The 19,550-nt window shown below is 72.6% G+C and carries 16 protein-coding genes and 1 pseudogene; 12 read left to right on the top strand and 5 right to left on the bottom strand.

The features are described from left to right. Positions 1-12: 12 nt before the first annotated feature. Positions 13-1,044: a GTP pyrophosphokinase gene (locus DDE18_RS17495; RefSeq protein ID WP_281258403.1), complete on the bottom strand. Its 1,032-nt coding sequence runs from the start codon at positions 1,042-1,044 to the stop codon at positions 13-15. A gap of 174 nt (positions 1,045-1,218) precedes the next feature. On the opposite strand from DDE18_RS17495, the gene DDE18_RS17490 reads away from it, so the two are divergent. The 5 genes from DDE18_RS17490 to DDE18_RS17470 all read left to right on the top strand — a co-directional run bounded on the left by DDE18_RS17490 (position 1,219) and on the right by DDE18_RS17470 (position 8,272). Continuing rightward, complete coding sequence (locus DDE18_RS17490) at positions 1,219-1,668, top strand: hypothetical protein (RefSeq protein WP_133241257.1); 450 nt, start codon at positions 1,219-1,221, stop codon at positions 1,666-1,668. Positions 1,669-1,709: 41 nt separating this feature from the next. Further along, positions 1,710-5,582 (top strand): ATP-dependent RNA helicase HrpA, encoded by a 3,873-nt coding sequence (hrpA, locus tag DDE18_RS17485; protein ID WP_116573526.1) that lies wholly within the window; start codon positions 1,710-1,712, stop codon positions 5,580-5,582. 33 nt (positions 5,583-5,615) lie between these two features. Then, positions 5,616-6,182 (top strand): hypothetical protein, encoded by a 567-nt coding sequence (locus DDE18_RS17480; RefSeq protein WP_170313293.1) that lies wholly within the window; start codon positions 5,616-5,618, stop codon positions 6,180-6,182. Between the two features lie 127 nt (positions 6,183-6,309). Next, a complete protein-coding gene (locus DDE18_RS17475; RefSeq protein ID WP_165821215.1) occupies positions 6,310-6,813 on the top strand; it encodes a type II toxin-antitoxin system PemK/MazF family toxin in 504 nt (167 codons plus the stop codon). Positions 6,814-6,898: 85 nt separating this feature from the next. Then, on the top strand, positions 6,899-8,272 hold the full coding sequence (locus DDE18_RS17470; RefSeq protein ID WP_116573524.1) for an ABC transporter substrate-binding protein: 1,374 nt from the start codon (positions 6,899-6,901) through the stop codon (positions 8,270-8,272). A 1-nt stretch (position 8,273) separates the two neighbouring features. Here the strand turns inward: DDE18_RS17470 and DDE18_RS17465 are convergent, their stop codons facing one another. Both DDE18_RS17465 and DDE18_RS17460 read right to left on the bottom strand, forming a co-directional pair. Beyond that, positions 8,274-9,515: an HRDC domain-containing protein gene (locus DDE18_RS17465; RefSeq protein WP_116573595.1), complete on the bottom strand. Its 1,242-nt coding sequence runs from the start codon at positions 9,513-9,515 to the stop codon at positions 8,274-8,276. Between the two features lie 14 nt (positions 9,516-9,529). Then, positions 9,530-10,144, bottom strand: a complete 615-nt coding sequence (locus DDE18_RS17460; RefSeq protein WP_116573523.1) for a DUF3000 domain-containing protein — start codon at positions 10,142-10,144, stop codon at positions 9,530-9,532. Between the two features lie 71 nt (positions 10,145-10,215). Here DDE18_RS17460 and hemE point away from each other — a divergent pair, with 71 nt between their 5' ends. After that, positions 10,216-11,244, top strand: a complete 1,029-nt coding sequence (gene hemE, locus DDE18_RS17455) for a uroporphyrinogen decarboxylase (RefSeq protein WP_116573522.1) — start codon at positions 10,216-10,218, stop codon at positions 11,242-11,244. Here hemE and DDE18_RS17450 read toward each other — a convergent pair. Both DDE18_RS17450 and DDE18_RS17445 read right to left on the bottom strand, forming a co-directional pair. Next, complete coding sequence (locus DDE18_RS17450) at positions 11,232-11,993, bottom strand: class I SAM-dependent methyltransferase (protein WP_116573521.1); 762 nt, start codon at positions 11,991-11,993, stop codon at positions 11,232-11,234. The two genes, hemE and DDE18_RS17450, sit on opposite strands and share 13 nt — an antisense overlap. Positions 11,994-12,021: 28 nt before the next feature. Then, a complete protein-coding gene (locus tag DDE18_RS17445) occupies positions 12,022-12,939 on the bottom strand; it encodes a DUF4349 domain-containing protein (RefSeq protein ID WP_116573520.1) in 918 nt (305 codons plus the stop codon). 124 nt (positions 12,940-13,063) lie between these two features. Between DDE18_RS17445 and DDE18_RS17440 the strand changes: the two genes are divergently transcribed. The 6 genes and pseudogenes from DDE18_RS17440 to DDE18_RS23790 form a co-directional block, all read left to right on the top strand. Then, on the top strand, positions 13,064-13,909 hold the full coding sequence (locus DDE18_RS17440) for a methyltransferase domain-containing protein (protein WP_211754612.1): 846 nt from the start codon (positions 13,064-13,066) through the stop codon (positions 13,907-13,909). Positions 13,910-14,105: 196 nt separating this feature from the next. Beyond that, positions 14,106-15,452 carry an LLM class flavin-dependent oxidoreductase gene (locus DDE18_RS17435; protein WP_116573519.1) on the top strand — a complete coding sequence of 449 codons (1,347 nt, stop codon included), beginning with the start codon at positions 14,106-14,108 and terminating at the stop codon, positions 15,450-15,452. 26 nt (positions 15,453-15,478) lie between these two features. Further along, positions 15,479-16,519, top strand: coding sequence for an ABC transporter substrate-binding protein (locus DDE18_RS17430; RefSeq protein WP_116573518.1), 1,041 nt, complete (start codon positions 15,479-15,481; stop codon positions 16,517-16,519). 10 nt (positions 16,520-16,529) lie between these two features. After that, complete coding sequence (locus tag DDE18_RS17425; RefSeq protein WP_116573517.1) at positions 16,530-17,348, top strand: ABC transporter ATP-binding protein; 819 nt, start codon at positions 16,530-16,532, stop codon at positions 17,346-17,348. Continuing rightward, positions 17,338-18,180, top strand: coding sequence for an ABC transporter permease (locus tag DDE18_RS17420; protein ID WP_116573516.1), 843 nt, complete (start codon positions 17,338-17,340; stop codon positions 18,178-18,180). Before DDE18_RS17425 ends, DDE18_RS17420 begins: the two co-directional genes overlap by 11 nt. Further along, positions 18,173-19,549: pseudogene (locus tag DDE18_RS23790) on the top strand (MFS transporter); the annotation flags it as partial. The gene DDE18_RS17420 and the pseudogene DDE18_RS23790, both read left to right, overlap by 8 nt. Position 19,550 lies beyond the last annotated feature (1 nt).

The following is a 19,550-nucleotide window of genomic DNA, read 5'->3' as shown; positions in this document are numbered from 1 at the left end:
TGAGAAGGACCGCTAGGCCGCGGACTCGGGACCGCGGAGCTTCTCCAGGCGCGCCGTGAGCTGCGGGACCCGGTGCGCGTTGCCCTTGAGGTCGACGTACTGCTCCCCGAAGATCGCGAGCAGCGCGTCGTCGAGTCGCCGCACGGCGCCGGTGGGGTGCTTGTAGCCCATCCGCCGGATCAGCGCGTCCGGATCGACCGACGTCAGCAGTCCGGCGAGCTCGTCGAGCGAGGTGATGCCGAGCTCGAGGAGGAGGCCGGCGATCCAGCCGTAGTGGTCGGTGTGCGACCAGCCGGCGTCGGCGTACTGCCCGGCCAGGAACGTCGCCAGCTCCTGCCCGCTGATCCGCGGATCGCTGGGGTCAGCGGCCGGGTGGGTCTCGGGCGCGGCCGCCTGCAGCCGCGCGCGGATCGTCTCGAACTCCCGGTCGGCCAGCTCCAGCAGCCCCGCGGCCAGCGTGAACCGCCGGTCGAGGTCGGGCGCGTGCTCCTCCGGCACGTTGCCCTTATAGCGGATGTCGTGCTCGAACTCCGCCCACGCATGCTGCAGCACGGTCCGCACCTGCACGCTCGCGACGTGGTCGCGGAGGTCGTCGTATGCCGAGGCGGTGGCGTCGTCGGTCGCGACCACCAGGTGCCGGCTGGCGTAGCCGAAGCGCCCCTCGCGCGCGGTCTCCTCGCCCATGTCGCGGTCGTCGAGGACCCGCAGCTGGTCGTCGAGCACCTCGGCCACCGCGGCGACGTCGCTGTGGACGTAGGTGATGACCCGGACCCCGATCTGGTCGGTGATCTCGCGCATCGGGTCGGCGTAGAGGGGTCGTCCGTCGACCGTGCGGGCGGCCTTGGCGGCGAAGGAGGCGACGCTCTTGGCGCGGCCGGTGACGCTGAGGTAGTTGATGCCCGCGTCGTCGAGGAGCGTGGTGACGAGCTCGACGAAGCGGTCCGTCGCCCGGTGCAGGCCGGGCTGGATGGCCGCGTAGGCGCGCACCGCCTCACGCACCGGCGCACCGTCGGTGAGGGAGTCAGCGGAGCGGCTCGGGTCCATGGGCCCATCTTGTCCGAGTGGTCGGTGCCGTGCCGGGGTAGTCCGTGACGATCGGACCCTCATCCGGGCCCCGGAAGGGTCCGATCGTCACGGACTATCCCGCCGAAGCGGCTCACACGGAGGTCATCGGGTCCGCACAGGCCCTGCACAGGCTGGGTCGCGACCGTGGTCGGCATGAGCGATCACGACGAGACCCGCCCGATCCAGCCCGGCCAGCCCGCCGACCAGCCCGCCGACCGGCCCGCTGACCCGAGGCCCGAGCCGCCGGCCGACACGCCTGCGGCGGCGGCGCACGCCGACCAGCCGGTCCCCTCAGCGCGGACCCGCCTGCGGGAGCGGGCCTTCGGCTTCAAGGCGCTCGCGGCCGCGACCGTTGCGGCGCTGCTCCTCGGCGGCCTCGGCGGGGCCGCGATCGGCGTGCTGGTGGACGGCGACGGCCCTGGCGACCACGGGCGCATGGGCTTCGAGCGCGGCCGGCCGGACTTCGGCGGCCCGTTCGGCCGGTTCGACGAGCGGGGCTTCCCGCCCGCGCCGCCCGGTGAGCTGCCCGAGTCGACCACCCCCGACGACGAGGACACCTCTCCCGCCCCCAGCGAGAGCCCCACAGACTCCTCCAACAGCTGACCGTCGGCCACCGCTGAAACCGGTTGCCCGGGTGGGCGAGAATGTCGCCCGTTGTGCAGATCTCCTACCCGCCCGAGCTCCCGGTCAGCCTCCGCCGCGACGACATCGCGGCGGCCATCCGCGACCACCAGGTCGTCATCGTCGCCGGCGAGACCGGCTCGGGGAAGACGACCCAGCTGCCCAAGATCTGCCTCGAGCTTGGCCGTGGCGCCGGGCGGGAGCACGGCGGCGGCCTGATCGGCCACACCCAGCCGCGGCGGATCGCCGCGCGCAGCGTCGCCGAGCGGATCGCCGAGGAGCTGGGCACCGAGCTCGGCGAGCTGGTCGGCTACCAGGTGCGCTTCACCGACAAGACCTCGCGCGCCAGCCGGGTCAAGCTGATGACCGACGGCATCCTGCTCGCGGAGCTGCAGCGCGACCGGCAGCTGAAGAAGTACGACACCCTCATCATCGACGAGGCCCACGAGCGCAGCCTCAACATCGACTTCCTGCTCGGCTACCTCAAGCGCCTGCTCCCGCGACGGCCCGACCTGAAGGTGATCATCACCTCGGCGACCATCGACGTGGAGCGCTTCGCCGAGCACTTCGACGCCCCCGTCGTCGAGGTCTCCGGCCGCACCTACCCCGTCGAGGTCCGCTACCGCCCGCTGCTCGAGCTGCCCGAGGAGGACGAGGAGGGCGAGCCGGTCCAGCGCGACCAGACCGAGGCGATCGTCGACGCCGTCCGCGAGCTCTCCGCGGAGGGACCCGGCGACATCCTCGTCTTCCTCCCCGGCGAGCGGGAGATCAGGGACGCGGCGGAGGTCGTCTCGCAGATCACAGACCGGATCGAGGTCGTGCCGCTCTACTCGCGCCTGTCCGCGGCCGAGCAGCACCGGGTCTTCAGCAGCCATCCCTCGACCGTGCGCCGCGTCGTACTCGCCACCAACGTCGCCGAGACCTCGCTGACCGTGCCGGGCATCCGGTACGTCGTGGACACGGGGCTCGCGCGCATCAGCCGCTACTCCCTGCGCACCAAGGTGCAGCGCCTGCCGATCGAGCCGATCAGCCAGGCGTCGGCCAACCAGCGGGCCGGCCGCTGCGGCCGCGTGGCCGACGGCATCGCGATCCGGCTCTACAGCGAGGAGGACTTCGAGGGGCGGCCGGAGTTCACCGACCCCGAGATCCTGCGGACGAACCTGGCCAGCGTCATCCTGCAGATGGCCTCGCTGGGACTGGGCGACCTGGCTCGCTTCCCGTTCGTGGAGCCGCCCGACCGCCGCAACGTCACCGCCGGCGTGCAGCTGCTCGAGGAGCTCGGCGCCCTAGGGGTCTCGACTCCGCTCGACCAGCCGGGTCGGTCGGTCGAGCGAAGTCGAGACCATCGACCCAACGGCCCCCGCCTCACCCGGCTCGGCCGCCGCCTCGCCCGCCTCCCCATCGACCCGCGCCTGGGCCGGATGATCCTCGAGGCCGAGCGCCTCGGCTGCGTGCGCGAGGTGATCGTGATCGCCGCGGCCCTCTCGATCCAGGACCCTCGTGAGCGCCCGGCCGAGCAGCAGGCGCAGGCCGACCAGCTGCACGCGCGCTTCAAGGACGAGTCGAGCGACTTCCTCACCTGGCTCAACCTGTGGCGCCACTTGAAGAGGCAGCAGCGCGAGCTCTCCGGCAGCGCCTTCCGCCGGATGTGCAAGCGCGAGCACCTCAACTACCTGCGCGTGCGCGAGTGGCAGGACTTCGAGTCGCAGCTGCGCCAGGTGTGCAAGGAGATGCGCATCGAGCTCGGCCACCCGGCCGACCAGCCCGACGCGGACGGCATCCACCAGGCGCTGCTCTCCGGCCTGCTCTCCCACATCGGCGCGCTCGAGGAGCGCGAGAAGCCGCGACCCGGGGAGCGGCCGTCGGGCAGGCGGCCGATGCGGGAGTACGTCGGCGCCCGCGGCGCCCGCTTCGCGATCTTCCCCGGCAGCACCCTCAAGGGCCGCAACCCCGCCTTCGTGATGGCCGGCGAGCTCGTCGAGACCTCGCGACTGTGGGGCCGCCAGTGCGCCGCGATCGACCCCGAGTGGGCCGAGCGGCTCGGCGCCCACCTGGTGAAGCGGTCCTGGTCCGAGCCGCACTGGAGCGCCAAGCGCGCCGCCGTGATGGCGCACGAGAAGGTCACGCTGTACGGCGTCCCGCTGGTCGCCGACCGCCTCGTCAACTTCGGGAAGGTCGACGCCGAGCTGGCCCGCGAGCTCTTCATCCGGCACGCCCTCGTGTACGGCGAGTGGCAGGGCGCCGCCCGGCATCGCTTCTGGGCCCACAACCAGCGACTGCTCGAGGAGGCCGAGGAGCTCGAGCACCGCGCCCGCCGGCGCGACATCGTCGTCGACGAGCACACACTGTTCGACTTCTACGACGCGCGGGTCGGCCGCGAGGTCGTCAGCGGCGCCCACTTCGACCAGTGGTGGAAGCGCGAGCGGCAGAAGCGGCCCGACCTGCTCACCTTCGACCCCGCGATGCTCACGCACCAGACGGCCGAGGAGATCCGCGAGGCCGACTTCCCGACGCAGTGGCGCGACTCCGAGGACGAGGGGCTGACCTTCCCGATCAGCTACCACTTCGAGCCGGGCACCGCCGACGACGGCATCACCATCGAGGTGCCCGTCGCGACCCTCAACCGGGTCGACGCCGACGACTTCTCCTGGCTGGTGCCGGGCCTGCGCGAGGAGCTCGTCACCGAGCTGATCCGCAGCCTGCCCAAGCAGCTGCGGGTCAACTTCGTGCCGGCGCCCAACAAGGCGCGGGAGTTCCTCGCCGCCGTGCCGCCGGGGGAGGAGCCACTGCTCGACGCGCTCGAGCGCTGGTGCCGCTCCACGACCGGTGTGGTCGTGCCGCGCGAGGCGTGGGACTGGTCGAAGGTGCCGGCGCACCTCCAGCCGACCTATCGCGTCGTCGACGACGCGGGCCGTGAGGCCGCCCGCGGCAAGGACCTCGAGGCACTCAAGGAGCCGTTGCGCCCGGCCTTCGCCGACGCGATCGCCGAGGTCGCCGCCGACGCCGGCGTCAGCGCCACCGGCCAGACGTCGTGGACGTTCGGGACGCTCGAGGAGTCGTTCGTGCAGCGGCGTGCGGGCCACGAGGTGAAGGGCTACCCGGCGCTCGTCGACGAGGGGAAGAGCGCTGGTGTGCAGGTCTTCGGCTCCGCCGAGGAGGCCGCCGCCCACCACCGGCTGGGCGTGCGCCGGCTGGTGCTGCTCGCGCTCGATGGTTTCGAGGCGCGCTCCGCTCGCACCTCGACCAGCGAGCTGGAGAAGCTGGGGGTCGACCAGCGGTCGATGCTGGCCCTGGCCGGCTCGCCGTACTCCTCCGCAGCGGAGCTGCTCGACGACATCCGCGCCGCCCTCGTCGGCTCCGTGGTCGACGCGCGGCCGGTCGTGCGCGACGAGGCGGCGTACGACGCGCTGGTCGCCGCCGCACGCACCGAGCTCGACGCCCAGCTGCCGTTCGTCATCCAGGACGTCGTGCGCGTGCTCGACGCGTGGCGCGCCGCCGACAAGGTGCTCTCCGGGCGGGCCGACCTGATGACGCTGCCGGCCCTGACCGATATGCGCGCCCAGGTGTCCCGGCTGATGGCACCGGGCTTCGTCGGCGAGGCCGGGCCGGCGGTACTGCGGGAGTATCCGCGCTACCTCGCCGCCGTCGTCCACCGCCGCGAGCGGCTCGAGTCGCAGGTGGCGCGCGACCGGCAGCTGATGGACCAGATCGCCGACCTGCAGCAGGCGTGGCTGCACCGCGTCGAGGCGCTGCCCGAGGGGATGCCGCTGACCGCGTCGCTCCGTGAGGCGCGGTGGCTGCTCGAGGAATACCGCGTGTCGCTGTGGGCCCAGCACCTCGGCACTCGCCAGCCGGTCAGCGACCAGAGGATTCGCAAGGCGCTCGGCTCGGCCTAGGCTGGCCAGATGCCGCGTGACCACCATCGCCCGATGACGCCGGGTGCCGGGTTCTTCGAGGAGATCACCGGCGGGGCCGACCCCGCGGCCGTGCGCGAGGCCGGTGACCTGGCCGCGACGCTGCTCGTGCGCGGCGCCCGCGGCAGCGACGACGCCGACCTCGCCGAGCGGGTGCTTCACCTCGCCGACACCGAGGGGCTCGAGACCCTCGCCCAGGTCTGGTCGGGCGCGCCCGCCGACACGCTCGCCGGCTGCCTGTGGCGGCTCTACGTCCTGCGCGCCTGGGTGCACCGGGCCCCGCAGCGGGTGGCACGGGAGTACGACGCCGGCCGGGCGCGGGCCCAGGTGGCGCGCGTCGTCGCGGGCGTGGCCGACCCGCCGGGCCCCGGCGAGCTCAAGGCGATGATCGACGATGTGCTCCGCGGGATCACGGGCGGCGACTTCGCCGTGACCCTGCTCCGGGCGGCCGCCTTCGCGCGGGTGGTGGCCACCGGGAGGGCCAGCCTCGGCAGCGAGCACGAGGAGACCGTGAGGATGCTCACGCTGGCCGAGCAGCTGGAGTCGGCCGGTCATGCAGAAATGCGCCACGCCCTCGGGTGACCACCTACACTGGGGCGCGGAGCACGCCGGACTGCGGCAGCCCCGGGTCCCAAAATCAGCCGCTACGAGCGGCCACGCGCCGTGAGGCGCTCCCGGTCCGGCGTGCTCCACATCTAGGCTCGTCGGCATGCTGCGACGACTGGCCTCGCTGGCCCGACGGACCCTGACCGGCGCGGGCGAGCGGAGGACCGCGGTGGATCCCGGTCACCGGGTGGCAGCGATCGACCACGATGTCGACACCCCGCTCGGCAGCTATGCCCCCGAGGTCGACGGCACGCCGGACCCCGGCGAGGTCGTCTGGGCCTGGGTGCCCTACGAGGACGACCCGACCCGCGGCAAGGACCGTCCGGTGCTCGTGCTCCGGGAGGACGGCGACGGCTGGGTCGGCCTGATGCTCAGCAGCCAGGACCACGACCGCGACGCCGAGGACGAGGCCCGGCACGGGCGGCACTGGATGGACGTGGGCTCCGGCGGCTGGGACGCGCAGGGACGGCCCAGCGAGGTCAGGCTCGACCGGCTCATCCGCCTCGAGCCCTCCGGCGTACGACGCGAGGGCGCCGCCCTGGAGCGCAGCATCTTCGAGGCCGTGCTCGCCGCGGCGCTGCCCTTCCACGGGCCGGGCCACGGGTAGGTGTGACGACGCGGGCACCAGCCGGCTGGCATACCCCCAGTAGGGTGTCGGGCGACCCGCAAAGCCACGCAGGGAGGGGACGGGGATGCATCGGTTGGCGGCCGCGACGGCTGCGCTCGCACTGGGCCTGACGGCCTGCAGCGACGCGACCCCGACGCCTCCGCCGCAGGAGACGACCCCGCCCACGACGAGCCAGACGCCGGAGGTCTCCCACCTGACGTACGGGGTCTACGGCAGCGAGGCCGAGCTGGAGGCGGCCCAGCGCGTGGTCGACTCGTTCAACGCGACCGCCCGCACCCGCCGCGTCGAGCTGGTCACCTGGCCCGACCACGAGACCGCGGTCCGGGCGGTGCTCTCCGGCGACGCACCCGACGTCTTCATGGCCTCGCGCCGCGACCTGCGCCGGCTCACCGACGCCGGCGCCACGCAGCCGGTCAGCCTGCTGCTCGACGAGCGGGGTGTCGACTTCGGCGACCGCTTCTCGCGGGACGCCGTCGACGCCTTCGCGCTCGACGACGAGCTGCAGTGCATGGCCTACTCGATCTCCCCGATGGTCATCTACTACAACACCGAGCTCGTCGACTTCGAGAAGATGGCCCGCCGGGGACTGGACGTGCCGACGACGGCCGAGGACCCGACCGACCCGGGGGAGCGCTGGACGCTCGAGGAGTTCACCAACGCGGCCCGGTTCGCCACCCGCAAGGGCAGGGTCGAGGGCGTCTACATCGAGCCGACGCTCAGCGGCCTGGCGCCGTTCATCTACTCCGGCGGCGGGCACGTCTTCGACGACGACAACGAGCCGACGTCGCTGGCCTTCTCAGACGAGGCGACCCGCGAGGCGCTCGACGAGACGCTGGCCGTGCTGCGCGACCCGACGCTCGCGCTGGGCGAGGACGAGCTGGCGAAGGCCACGCCGCTGGGGCTGTTCAAGAAGGGCAAGCTCGCGATGATCGCCGGCTTCCGCGACCTGGTGCCGGAGCTGCGCGAGGTCGAGGACCTGTCCTTCGACGTCATCTCGATGCCGGTGCTCGACCGGGCCGCGACCGTGGGCGACATCGACGGGCTGTGCCTGTCTGCCGAGACCGAGCACGTCAACGACGCCGCCGACTTCATGGCGTACGCCGTCTCCGACTCCGCCGTCGAGACGGTGACCCGCACCGGCTACGTCGTGCCGGCGAACACCGAGGTGGCCGGCTCGAACGTGTTCCGCGAGCCCGGCCGGATGCCCTACCACGCCGAGGTCTTCACCTCCTCCATCCGCGGCATGGTCGTCCCGCCGCTGCTCGACGACACCGCGGCCCTGGAGGCGGCGGTGCACCCCTACCTCGTCGACCTGCTGACCGCTCCTGGCGTGCTCGACCTCGAGGCCGCGACCCAGGTGATCGACGAGGAGTCGCGCACGGTGCTCGCCCCCGAGGAGACGTCCGAGGGCGACCCCGAGGAGTCGGAGACCGAGTAGGTCAGTCCGGCGGCTCGGGCGGAGGTACGTCGCCGGCGATCGCCGCGCGCACGAGCACGGGGGCGACCAGCTCCACCTGCCATGGCCGCGCGCCGAGGTCGGCCAGCTGGCCACCGAGCCCGGCCAGCAGGTCGGCCTCGTCCCGGGTCGCGGGCGGCGCCCACATGACGCGGCGCACGGTGTCGGGGGAGATGAGGTTCTCCACCGGCAGCTCGAGCTCGGCGGCGAGCGCCAGCAGCCCCGCGCGCGCGGCCTTGAAGCGGCGGTCGGCGACCGGGTCGCGGTCGGCCCACATCCGCGGGTGCGGGGGGCCCTCCTGGCGCGGGGCGCGGGTGGGCAGCTCGTCATCGGGCAGGGCGGCGGCCTCGGCGATCGCGCGCAGCCAGGTGGAGGTGTAGCGCGCGGCGCCGCGACCGTGGAAGCCGGGTGTCTTGAGCAGCGCCTGCCGCTCGGTCGGCATGGCGGCGGCCGCGGCGACCAGGGCCGAGTCGGGCACGATCCGGCCGGGAGAGACGTCGCGGCGGCTGGCGATCTCGTCCCGGGCCTGCCACAGCGCCCGGGCCGCGCCCAGGCTGCGCCGGCCGCGCAGCTTGTGGACGCCCGACATCCGCCGCCACGGCTCGGAGCGTACGGCGGGCGCGAAGCCGAGGAGGTGCTCGAACTCCTGCCGCGCCCACTCGGTCTTGCCCTTGGCCTCCAGCTCCTGGGCCATGTGGGCCCGCAGCTCCAGCAGGACCTCCACATCGAGCGCGGCGTACTCCAGCCATGGCCGCGGCAGCGGCCGGGTGCTCCAGTCGGCGGCCGAGTGCTCCTTGCGCAGGCGCATCCCGAGCACGCCCTCCACGAGGCTGGCCAGCCCGACGCGGGGGTAGCCGAGCAGCCGGCCGGCGAGCTCGGTGTCGAAGATCCGGGTCGGCTCGAGGCCGACCTCGCGCAGGCAGGGCAGGTCCTGGGTGGCGGCGTGGAGGATCCACTCGCTGCCTTCGAGCGCCTCCTGCAGCGGCGCCAGCGAGTCGAACGCGATCGGGTCGACCAGCCAGGAGCCGGAGCCCTCGCGGCGGAGCTGGATCAGGTAGGCCCGCGAGGAGTAGCGGTAGCCCGACGCCCGCTCGGCGTCGATCGAGACCGGCCCCTCGCCTGCGACCAGCGCCTCGGAGGCCTCCGCCAGGCCCTCGGCGGTGTCGATGACGGCGGGGAGGCCGTCACGCAACGTCAGCAGCGGGAGCGGCTCGCTCTCACTCATGGTCTCCGTCTCGCTCACGTGCCCCGCTGTCCGCGTCGGCTCGGGATGGCGATGACGCCCTCGGGCACCGGGGGCAGGCCGGCGGCGGTGCACAGCAGCTCACCCCACGCCTCGACGTGCGGGCGCATGTCCAGGCCGTCGTCTCCGGGCATCGGCGTCCACGAGGCGCGGATCTCGATCTGGGCGGTGCCCTCCTCGTCGGCCATCCCGCCGAAGCTCTCGGTGGCGACGCTGGTGACGGTGCCGGAGGCGGCGGTGTAGGTCGCGCCGTGCGCCTCGAGGGCCTCGGTCAGCCACGACCACCCGACCTCCGCGAGCATCGGGTCGGTGATCAGCTCGGGGTCGATGTCGGCGCGGGCATAGGCCACGCACCGGAAGGTGCCGTCCCACGCGTCATTGCCGGCGGGGTCGTGCAGCAGGATGATCCGGCCGGTGCCGAGGTCGAGGTCGTCGACCGTCACGTCGGCCGACAGCGCCGCTGACCACGGGGCGATGCGCTGGGGGGCCGGCATCTCCTCGCAGAAGATCTCCGGCCGGAGCGTGGCCGCGTGCATGCTGCGCACGGCCGCGCGGAACTCCGCGGGACCGGACGCGCCGGCTCCCGCGGGAGTCTCCTGACGAGCCACCATGTGTCCACAGTAGCCACGCAGGGGTCGGTGCCGATGTGCCGCCACGCCGCCTGACCTGCGAAGATTCGCCCGTGACGTCCCTTGCCGACAGCCCGTTCCTCCGCGCCGCCCGCGGGGAGGAGCCGTCGCACACGCCCGTGTGGTTCATGCGCCAGGCCGGCCGCTCGCTGCCGGAATACCTCGCCGTCCGCGAGGGGGTGGGGATGCTCGAGTCCTGCATGGATCCCGACCTCGTCGTCGAGATCACGCTCCAGCCCGTACGCCGCTACGGCGTCGACGCCGCGATCTTCTTCTCCGACATCGTGCTGCCGCTCAAGGCGGTCGGCGTCGACCTCGACATCAAGCCCGGGGTGGGCCCGGTCGTGGCGTCGCCGGTGCGCACCCTGGCCGACGTCGAGGCCATCCCCGACCTCACGCCCGAGCACGTCCCCTTCATCACCGAGGCGGTGCGCTCGCTCGTCGGCGAGCTCGGCGCGACGCCGCTCATCGGCTTCGCCGGCGCGCCGTTCACCGTGGCGTCCTACCTCGTCGAGGGCGGGCCCTCGAAGGAGCACGCCCGCACCAAGGCGATGATGTTCGGCGCCCCCGACGTCTGGGACGCGCTGATGCGCAAGATCGCCGGGATCTCCGCGGCCTACCTCGCCGTGCAGGTCGAGGCCGGTGCCAGCGCCGTGCAGCTCTTCGACTCCTGGGCCGGCGCCCTCACCCCGGCCGACTACGAGGCCCACGTGATGCCGCACTCGGCGCGGGTCCTCGCCGCCGCCGGCGAGCTCGGCGTGCCGCGCATCCATTTCGGGGTGGGCACGGCCAACCTGCTGACCCTGATGGGCGAGGCCGGTGCCGACGTCGTGGGCGTCGACTGGCGCACGCCGCTCGACAAGGCCATCCCCCTGGTGGGCGACCGTGCGGTCCAGGGCAACCTCGACCCCACCCTGGTCTTCGCGCCCACCGACGTGATGACGGCCCGGGCCGCCGAGGTGATCGAGGCCGGGCGCGCAGCCCGTGGCCACATCTTCAACCTCGGCCACGGTGTCATCCCGTCGACGGACCCCGACCAGCTGAAGCGGCTGACCGAGTTCGTGCAGTCCTACCCTCGCTGACCGGCGACGACGAGATAGTCGGCGCGCAGGCGGCCGTCCGTGTCGGTGTGGCGATGGGCGAGGTCGGCCCGCACCTCGGCGAGGTCGATGCCGGTGAACCGCTCGGCCGCGTAGCGCGCCGCGAAGTCGTCGGGACCGTGCTTGCCGCGCACCGCCGGGTCGATGATCAGGCTGTGCCGCTCGACCTGCACGTGAGGCGCGTGCCGTGCGAACCGGGCGCGGGCGTTCTCGGCGTCACCCCAGCCGAGGTCCTGGTCGGGGAACGACTCGGGCGCCGGCACCCGCGCCCTCAGCGCCGCGGCCAGCTCGGCCATGAAGCCGCCGTCGGGCCAGGCCGTGAGCGCCACCGTGCCGCCCGGCCGGCACACGCGGAACAGCTCCGCGACGGCCTGGTCGGGGTCGGGCGCAGCCACCGCCCCGAAGGCCGACAGCACCGCGTCGTACATCGCGTCGGGGAAGGGCAGCGCCTCCACGTCGGCCACGATGCCCACAGCCCCGGGGACGCGCGCCAGCATGCGGCAGACCTGGAGGTGCGAGATGTCGCAGGCAGCGGCCGCGCCGCCTCGGCGTACGACGATCTCGGCGATGTTGCCGTCCCCGGCAGCGACGTCGAGGACCCGCTGCCCGGGCGCGACCGCGGCGACCTCGACCAGCTGCTGGGCGGCCGGGAGGAGCGTGGCCGCGAGCGCGTCGTAGTGGCCGGCCTCGTAGAACTCGACCTGCGCCCGCTTGACCGCGTCCGCGTCCATGCGGGAAGTCTGGCACGCGGCGGGCGGCTCAGGCGGCGGCTTCGGTGGGCGGCCTGCGGCGCCGGGCCGCGCGGCGTACGACGACCCACAGCGGCCAGCCGAGGACGAGCGCGACCACCACGAACGGGAGCAGGGCGCCGGCGACCGTGGTGACGGCGACCGCAGCGGCGACGAGCGCCTTCCAGCCGGCCTCCAGGCCGGTCAGGAAGCCGGACCCGTCCTCCTCCTCGGGCTCCTTCTCGTCGAGCCGGGAGATGTCGACGGTGATCGTCGACAGCGACGTCTGGTCGGAGAGGTAGGCCTCCTGGGCCTTGAGGGAGTCGAGGTCGGACTGACGCCGGGTCAGCTGCGACTCGATCGCCATCACCTGCTGGATCGTCTCCGCCCGGGCCAGGATCTGCTCGATCCGCTTGAGGCTGGCCTGCTGCGCGCGGACCCGGACCCGGGTGTCGATCACCTGGGTCGTCACGTCCTCGGCCGTGCGCTGCGAGGCGCGCAGCTCGGCCGTCTCCTCGAGGTCGGCCATCACCGAGTCGAAGCGGCTCGACGGGACCCGCAGGACCAGTCGGGCGTAGGCCACGTCGCCCTCGTCGTCGGTCTCGGTGTTCTCCTCCGACACCGTGCCGCCGGCGGAGTCGACGACCCGCTGCACGTCGCGGCGCGCCTGGGCGACGTCCTCGCTGCGCAGGGAGACCGTGCCGGTGGAGATCACGCTGCGCTCGATGGCGCCGGGCCGGCTGGCGTCGCTGGTGGGCGCGTCCCCGGAGGCCTCGGAGAACCCGCGGCCCTCGTCCAGGTCCTGGGCGCCCTCGGCCGGCGCCTCGCTGGTCGTGCCGCCGACGTCCATGCCGTCGGTGCCGGAGGAGGTGCAGGCGGCCAGCGCGGCCGTCGTGGTGAGGGCGAGGGCGAGTGCGACGAGCCTGTGCTTTCCGGGACGACGGGTCATGCCGGTCGGACGCGCCCCGGTCGCTGCCCGTTCCCGGACGTGACCGGATCGTGACGTGGCCGGAGAGCTCCGCGATCACGCCGTTTCGGCTGCGCGTCCCGACTCCCGGTGCCACGCTGGTCGGGTGAGCGAGATCCCCGAGGGCATGGACGACTTCGACGCCACCCAGTTCCAGAAGGACAACGTGGCCGCGGACGCCGCCCGCGAGCTGGCCAACCTGGTCTTCGTGCTCGACGTGCAGGAGGCCAACCCAGGCATCACGCGGCTGCGGGACTGGACGATGGCGGCGCTCGCGCCGCAGCCGGGTGAGGTGTGCGTCGACGTGGGCTGCGGCACGGGCGCCGACGTACGGCGCTTCGCCGAGCTCGTCGGGCCGGCCGGCCGGGCGGTGGGCGTGGAGCCCCACCCGGGCCTGCGCGCGGTCGCCGCCGAGCGGGCCTTCGGGACATCGGCGGAGTTCGTGGACGGTGACGCGCTCGCGCTCCCGTTCGAGGACGGCTCGGTCGACGTGCTGCGTTGCGAACGGGTCTTCCAGCACCTGCACGACCCCGGCGCCGCCGTGCGCGAGTTCGCGCGGGTGCTCGCCCCCGGTGGCCGGGTGGCCGTGGTGGACAGCGACTGGGGGAGCGCGATCTGGCTGCCCATGGGTGACCCGGACGTGCGCCGGCGCTACGACGAGGCGTTCTTCGCGCGGACGCCCAACCCGTTCGCCGGCCGCTACCTGCGACCCCAGCTGCGCGCTGCCGGGCTCGCGGTCGACCCGGACATCGGGTCGTCGGCGCTGGTCTTCGACGAGGCCCTGGTGGCCAACCCGCTGATGGTCCGGATCAATGCGTCCCGGGCCGTCGAGGAGGGCGCGCTGACCGCCGAGGAGGCGGCGCGGCTGGAGACGGACCTGGTGAGGGCAGCCGAGCTCGGCGAGGCGTTCCTCGCCGTGACGCTCTTCAGCGTCGTCGGCCGCAAGAGCTGAGGCCCCGCGCTGGGGCTGCCCAGCCTCGATCCGGGGACGGGGAGCGCTCGGCACGCCGCTGAGCCCGATCACCCGTTCGGCGAAACCGGGCGCCCGAGGGCCCGTCCAGCGCGACATATCCCGGCCTCGTGCCCTACGGTTCTTGCTAAGTCTAGTAATTCACTCGACAAAAGTGAGTAAACCGAAGGGAAGCCACATGCGTCGTCAGCTCAGCCTCAACGCGTTCCTCCACGACACCGGACACCACGAGGCGTCGTGGCGACACCCCGCCAGCGGGGCCGAGCGGATTGGCGACGTGGAGTGGTACCAGGAGATCGCCCGAGAGGCGGAGGCCGCGAAGCTGGACGCCGTCTTCCTCGCCGACGGACCGGCCTGGTGGGGCGGCGCGCACCGCCCGGCCAACCAGTTCGAGCCGATCACCCTGCTCACGGCGATCGCCGCCGTCACCTCGAAGATCGGCCTGATCGCCACGGCCTCCACCACGTTCTACGAGCCCTACAACCTCGCCCGCCTGTTCGCCAGCCTCGACCAGATCTCGAAGGGACGGGCCGGCTGGAACATCGTCACCACCTTCAGTGAGGATGCCGCCTTCAACTTCGGCCTCGACGGCGTGCCCAGCACCGAGGAGCGTTACCTCCGGGCCCAGGAGTTCGTCGACGTCGTCGGCAAGCTGTGGGACAGCTGGGAGGACGGCGCCATCGCCGTGGACCGGGAGGCCGGCACGTACGTCGATACCGGGCGCGTCCACGCGATCGACCACGTCGGCCGGTTCCTCAAGGTCAGGGGCCCGTTCAGTGCGCCCCGCCCGCCCCAGGGACGCCCGGTCTACATCCAGGCCGGCTCCTCGAACGACGGCCGGGCGTTCGCGGCCCGGAACGCGGAGGCGATCTTCACCGCGCACCAGACGCTCGAGGACGCGCAGGCGTTCTACCGGGACATCAAGACCAAGGCGCGCGCCTTCGGGCGGGACGCTGACCAGGTCAAGGTGCTGCCGGGCATCAGCCCGTTCGTTGCCGACACCGCTGCCGAGGCCGAGGAGCTCTACCGCTCGTTCAACGAGCTCACCGTGCCGGCCTACGGCCTGCAGCAGCTCGAGAAGATGGCGGGCGTCTCGCTCGGTCACCTCGGGCTCGACGAGCGTGTTCCGCTGGAGGTGTTCGGCCACGCCGGCAACGTGCTGGACAACAACCGCAGTCGCAGGCAGGTCGTCGCCAACATCGTCGAGCGCGACCGGCCCACGCTCCGCCAGCTGCTGCACCGGCTCGCCGGCGGCCGCGGGCACAACGTCGTGCACGGCACCCCCGAGCAGGTCGCCGACACCATCCAGACCTGGTTCGAGTCCGCGGCGGCGGACGGCTTCAACGTGATGCCGCCGCTGTACCCGCACCTGCTCACCGCGTTCACGCAGAAGGTGGTCCCGATCCTGCAGGAGCGCGGCTTGTTCCGCACCGAGTACGCCGGCTCGACGCTGCGCGAGCACTACGGCCTGGCCCGTCCGGTGAGCCAGTACGCCGCCTCGCAGACCACCGCCGCCCTCGCCTGAGGCGCGGTCCCCACCGAAAGGACACCATGAGCACCGCAACCACCTCCCGCCGTCACCGCCTCCCCGGACTGGTCGCCGTCCTGGCCCTGGCCGCGCTGACCGCGCTGACCGCATGCGGCTCGTCGGCCGCCGGGGAGGACGGCGACGGCACCACCACGGTGCGTTACCAGAGCTATCCCGGGGCGGTCGACCCGCTCGAGCTGGCCGATGCGCTCGGCGAGCTCGACGGCATCGAGCTGGAGAAGGTCGGTGACGTCCAGGGCGGGCCCGCCTCGCTCCAGGCGCTGGCGAGCGACCAGGTCGACATCTCGTCCTCGGCGTTCTTCGGTGCGACCGCGCAGGTTGTCGCGAGCGGGGCACCGATCAAGAGCGTCGTGGCGACCTACGGCACCAATGAGAAGACCGGCTCCGGAGTCGTTGCCTTGCCGGGCTCGGGCTTGACGGAGGACCCGAGAAGCTTCATCGGCAAGAAGGTCGCGGTGAACACGCTGGGCGCCAACGCCGAGGCGGTGCTCGACACCTGGTTCGCCGAGGGGGGCCTCAGCCGGACCGAGATCGAGAAGGTGACCCTCGTGCCGCTGCCGCCGCTCAACACCATCCAGGCGCTCAAGGAGGGCCAGGTCGACGCGGCGTACCTCTCGCTGGCCCAGGTCAAGGCTGCGGAGGACGCGGTGCAGCTGGAGGTCATCGTCAAGGACAGCGACGTCGTCGGCTTCTACAACGGCGGTGGCGTGTCCCTGCGCAACGAGTGGATCGAGCAGTATCCGGAGGCGAGCAGGACGCTGGTCGCCGGCATCTCCGCGGCGATCGACTTCATCGAGTCACATGAGCGTGAGGAGACCCTGGACGTCTACGTGCCCTGGCTCGAGGAGCACGGCTACGGCGCGTCGGTCGAGGCCGTCGAGCAGAACTGGGCCGGCAGCACGGGCGTCTCCAGCAAGGGGGGCCTGATCTCCGAGAAGGACATCGCGATCTGGCTCGACTGGCTGGACTCGCGCGGGGATGTCGACCCCGACGAGATCGAACCGTCAGACGTCTACACCAACCAGTTCAACCCGAACGCGTGAGGAGCCCACGATGAGTTCACGGATCGAGCTGCACGACGTCGGCCAGACCTTCCTGGTCCGCGGCGACGACGACCGGAGACTGCGCGAGTTCGTCGCCCTCGACGCGCTGAGCCTGGACATCCGGGCGGGGGAGTTCCTCACCCTCGTCGGACCGAGCGGCTGCGGCAAGTCCACGGTCCTCGACCTGATCGCAGGGCTCACGCAGCCCTCGTCGGGGACGCTCAGGGTCGACGGCCGTCCCATCTCCGGGCCCGGCCTCGACCGGAGCGTGGTCTTCCAGCAGTACACGCTGCTGCCCTGGCGGACCGCCCAGGCCAACATCGAGTTCGCGCTGGAGGCGAAAGGCGGCCTCGGCAAGGCCGAGCGAGCTGAGCGCGCCAGGACCTATCTGGGTCTGGTCGGCCTCGCCAACTTCGCGAATCGCTACCCCCACGAGCTGTCGGGCGGCATGAAGCAGCGGGTGGCCATCGCCCGCAGCCTCTCCTACCAGCCCGAGGTGCTGCTCATGGACGAGCCGTTCGGCGCGCTGGACGCCCAGACCCGCGAGCGGCTCCAGGAGGAGCTCGTCTCCATCTGGGAGCGGACGGGCACGACGGTCGTCTTCATCACCCACGACATCGAGGAGGCTGTCTTCCTCGGCCAACGCGTGGCGGTGATGAGCGCCCGCCCGGGACGGATCCGGGAGGTCATCGAGATCGAGCTGGACCGCAGGCCGGCCGCGGACCACGACCTGCGTGCGACGACGGCGTTCGCGGCGTACCGCCACCGGATCTGGAGCCTGCTCCGCGAGCAGCACGTCGCCCCGCAGGAGGTGGCCCATGTCGCCTAGTCTCCTCGCCGAGCGCACTGCCGGCCGGCTCAACCCGCGCCAGGAGCAGGCCGCGCGAGCCAAGGGCGTCTCACCGGGCCGGACCCGGGCGGTCGCGATCGCCCGCGGCGTTGCCGGCGTCGTGGTGCTCGCCCTGGTCTGGGAACTGCTGCCGATCGTCGGCGTCTTCGACCGCTACTTCATCCCTCCCCTGCACGAGGTGCTCCAGGCGCTGGCGGATCTGGCGACCAGTGGCGAGCTGGCCCGGCACCTGCGAGCGAGCCTGGTGCGGTCGGGCAGCGGCTTCCTGCTGGCCACCGCGGCCGCGATCCCGCTGGGAGCGGCCATCGCGTGGTACCGGCCGGTGCGGGAGTTCGTGCAGCCCGTGCTCGAGGTCTTCCGGAACACCGCAGCGCTCGCGCTGCTGCCTGTGTTCACCCTGATCCTGGGCATCGGCGAAGCCTCGAAGATCGCGATCATCACCTACGCGTGCTTCTTCCCGATCCTGCTCAGCACGATCGCGGGCGTGGCCACCGTCGACCCGCAGCTGCTGCGGTCGGCGCGGGTCCTAGGGCTCTCTCCGGCGGCGACCTTTCGCAAGGTCGTCTTCCCCGCGGCGGTTCCGACCATCTTCACCGGCATCCGGATCTCCGGAGCGGCGTCGATCCTGGTGCTGATCGCCGCGGAGATGGTCGGCGCGAAGGCTGGCCTGGGCTTCCTGATCATGTATGCCAACTTCAACTTCCTGATTCCCAAGATGTACGCCGCGATCCTGGTGACGTCCCTGCTGGGACTCGCAGTCAACTACGGCCTCGTCGGGTTGGAGCGTCGCTTCTCCCGCTGGCGTGCCTGAGCGCCCGGCGCGTCGTACCGGGAACCCCGACTGCCCGCGCGTCGTCTTCGGCGTGCTGGTCGTCGGGGTCACCTCGTACACGCTGCTGCAGTCGATGACGGTGCCGGCGCTGCCACTCATCCAGGCCGAGCTCGGCACCAGCCAGGCGGCGGCGTCGTGGGTGCTCACGGCATTCCTGGTCTCCGCCTCGGTGGCGACGCCGATCGTCGGCCGCCTGGGGGATGCCTACGGCAAGACCAGGATGTTCGTGGTGAGCCTGGCCCTCCTCGGGGTGGGCGCGCTCGGGGCCGCGCTCGCGACCGACGTCCGCGCCCTCGTTGCCGCCCGTGTCGTGCAGGGGCTGGCCGGCGGAGTCCTGCCCCTCGCGTTCGGCATCATCCGGGAGCAGCTGCCGGTACGGCGGGTCCCGGGGGCCGTAGCCCTGCTGTCCTCGCTCATGTCGGTCGGCTTCGGAGCAGGCATCGTCGTCAGTGGGCCAGTCGTGCACATCCTGGGCTACCGGCCGCTGTTCCTCCTGCCGATGGCGACCGCGCTCCTGGCCGCGTTCGCGGCCCACCTGCTGGTGCCGGAGTCCCGGGCGCGGACTGGGCAGCCGGTGCGGCTGCTGTCTGCCGTGGCGCTCGCCGGCTGGCTGGTGTGCGGGCTGCTCGCCATATCCTGGGCCCCGACGGTGGGGTGGACGTCGCTGCGCACCGTCGCGTTCATGACGGCGGCGACGCTGCTCCTGGTCGCATGGGTGCTGGTCGAGACCCATGTCGATGTGCCCCTGATCCACCTCGACCTCCTGCTCGACCGGCGCGTGCTCGGCGCGAACGTGGTCGCACTGCTCGTGGGGGTGTCGATGTATGCGTCCTTCGGCTACCTGCCGCAGCTGGTCCAGACACCGGAATCGAGCGGCTACGGCCTCGGCGCGAGCGTCGCGGCCTCGGGCTATCTGATGTTGCCGACAGCGGTGCTGTCCTTCGTCGCCGGCGTCCTGTCTCCCCGCCTCGGTCGCCGGCTGGGTGCGCGTGCGCTGATCACGAGCGGCTGCTGGCTGTCTGCGACCGGCCTCGGGGTGACGGCCGTCGCCCACGACCACGCGTGGCAGATCATGCTGGCCAACGCCCTCACCGGGCTCGGGTCGGGGACCAGCTTCGCGGTGCTCGCGAATGTCGTGGTCGCCGCTGCTCCGGAAGGGAGGGTCGGCGTGGCCACCGGGCTCAACGCCAACCTGCGCACGATCGGCGGCGCGATCGGCTCCGCGGTGCTCGCCAGCGTGCTCGCCCAGCACCTGCTGCCCTCCGGCTACCCGGAGGAGGCGGGCTACGTGGTCGCCTTCGCGCTGCTGGCGGTCGCCTCGACCGTCGCTGGCATCGTGGCGTTCACGA

The organism is Nocardioides gansuensis, assembly GCF_003076135.1.
Taxonomy (GTDB): Bacteria; Actinomycetota; Actinomycetes; order Propionibacteriales; family Nocardioidaceae; genus Nocardioides; species Nocardioides gansuensis.
The sequence above is the reverse complement of the archived record's forward strand: the minus strand, read 5'-3'. Positions and strand labels throughout refer to the sequence as shown.

Coding starts and splice junctions, on each gene's coding strand:
- DDE18_RS17495 (WP_281258403.1), bottom strand. CDS start 1,044: ATGGACCCGAGCCGCTCCGCTGACTCCCTCACCGACGGTGCGCCGGTG.
- DDE18_RS17490 (WP_133241257.1), top strand. CDS start 1,219: ATGAGCGATCACGACGAGACCCGCCCGATCCAGCCCGGCCAGCCCGCC.
- DDE18_RS17425 (WP_116573517.1), top strand. CDS start 16,530: ATGAGTTCACGGATCGAGCTGCACGACGTCGGCCAGACCTTCCTGGTC.
- DDE18_RS17435 (WP_116573519.1), top strand. CDS start 14,106: ATGCGTCGTCAGCTCAGCCTCAACGCGTTCCTCCACGACACCGGACAC.
- DDE18_RS17445 (WP_116573520.1), bottom strand. CDS start 12,939: ATGACCCGTCGTCCCGGAAAGCACAGGCTCGTCGCACTCGCCCTCGCC.
- hrpA (WP_116573526.1), top strand. CDS start 1,710: ATGTCGCCCGTTGTGCAGATCTCCTACCCGCCCGAGCTCCCGGTCAGC.
- DDE18_RS17460 (WP_116573523.1), bottom strand. CDS start 10,144: ATGGTGGCTCGTCAGGAGACTCCCGCGGGAGCCGGCGCGTCCGGTCCC.
- DDE18_RS17470 (WP_116573524.1), top strand. CDS start 6,899: ATGCATCGGTTGGCGGCCGCGACGGCTGCGCTCGCACTGGGCCTGACG.
- DDE18_RS17480 (WP_170313293.1), top strand. CDS start 5,616: ATGACGCCGGGTGCCGGGTTCTTCGAGGAGATCACCGGCGGGGCCGAC.
- DDE18_RS17450 (WP_116573521.1), bottom strand. CDS start 11,993: ATGGACGCGGACGCGGTCAAGCGGGCGCAGGTCGAGTTCTACGAGGCC.
- DDE18_RS17465 (WP_116573595.1), bottom strand. CDS start 9,515: ATGAGTGAGAGCGAGCCGCTCCCGCTGCTGACGTTGCGTGACGGCCTC.
- DDE18_RS17430 (WP_116573518.1), top strand. CDS start 15,479: ATGAGCACCGCAACCACCTCCCGCCGTCACCGCCTCCCCGGACTGGTC.
- DDE18_RS17420 (WP_116573516.1), top strand. CDS start 17,338: ATGTCGCCTAGTCTCCTCGCCGAGCGCACTGCCGGCCGGCTCAACCCG.
- DDE18_RS17475 (WP_165821215.1), top strand. CDS start 6,310: ATGCTGCGACGACTGGCCTCGCTGGCCCGACGGACCCTGACCGGCGCG.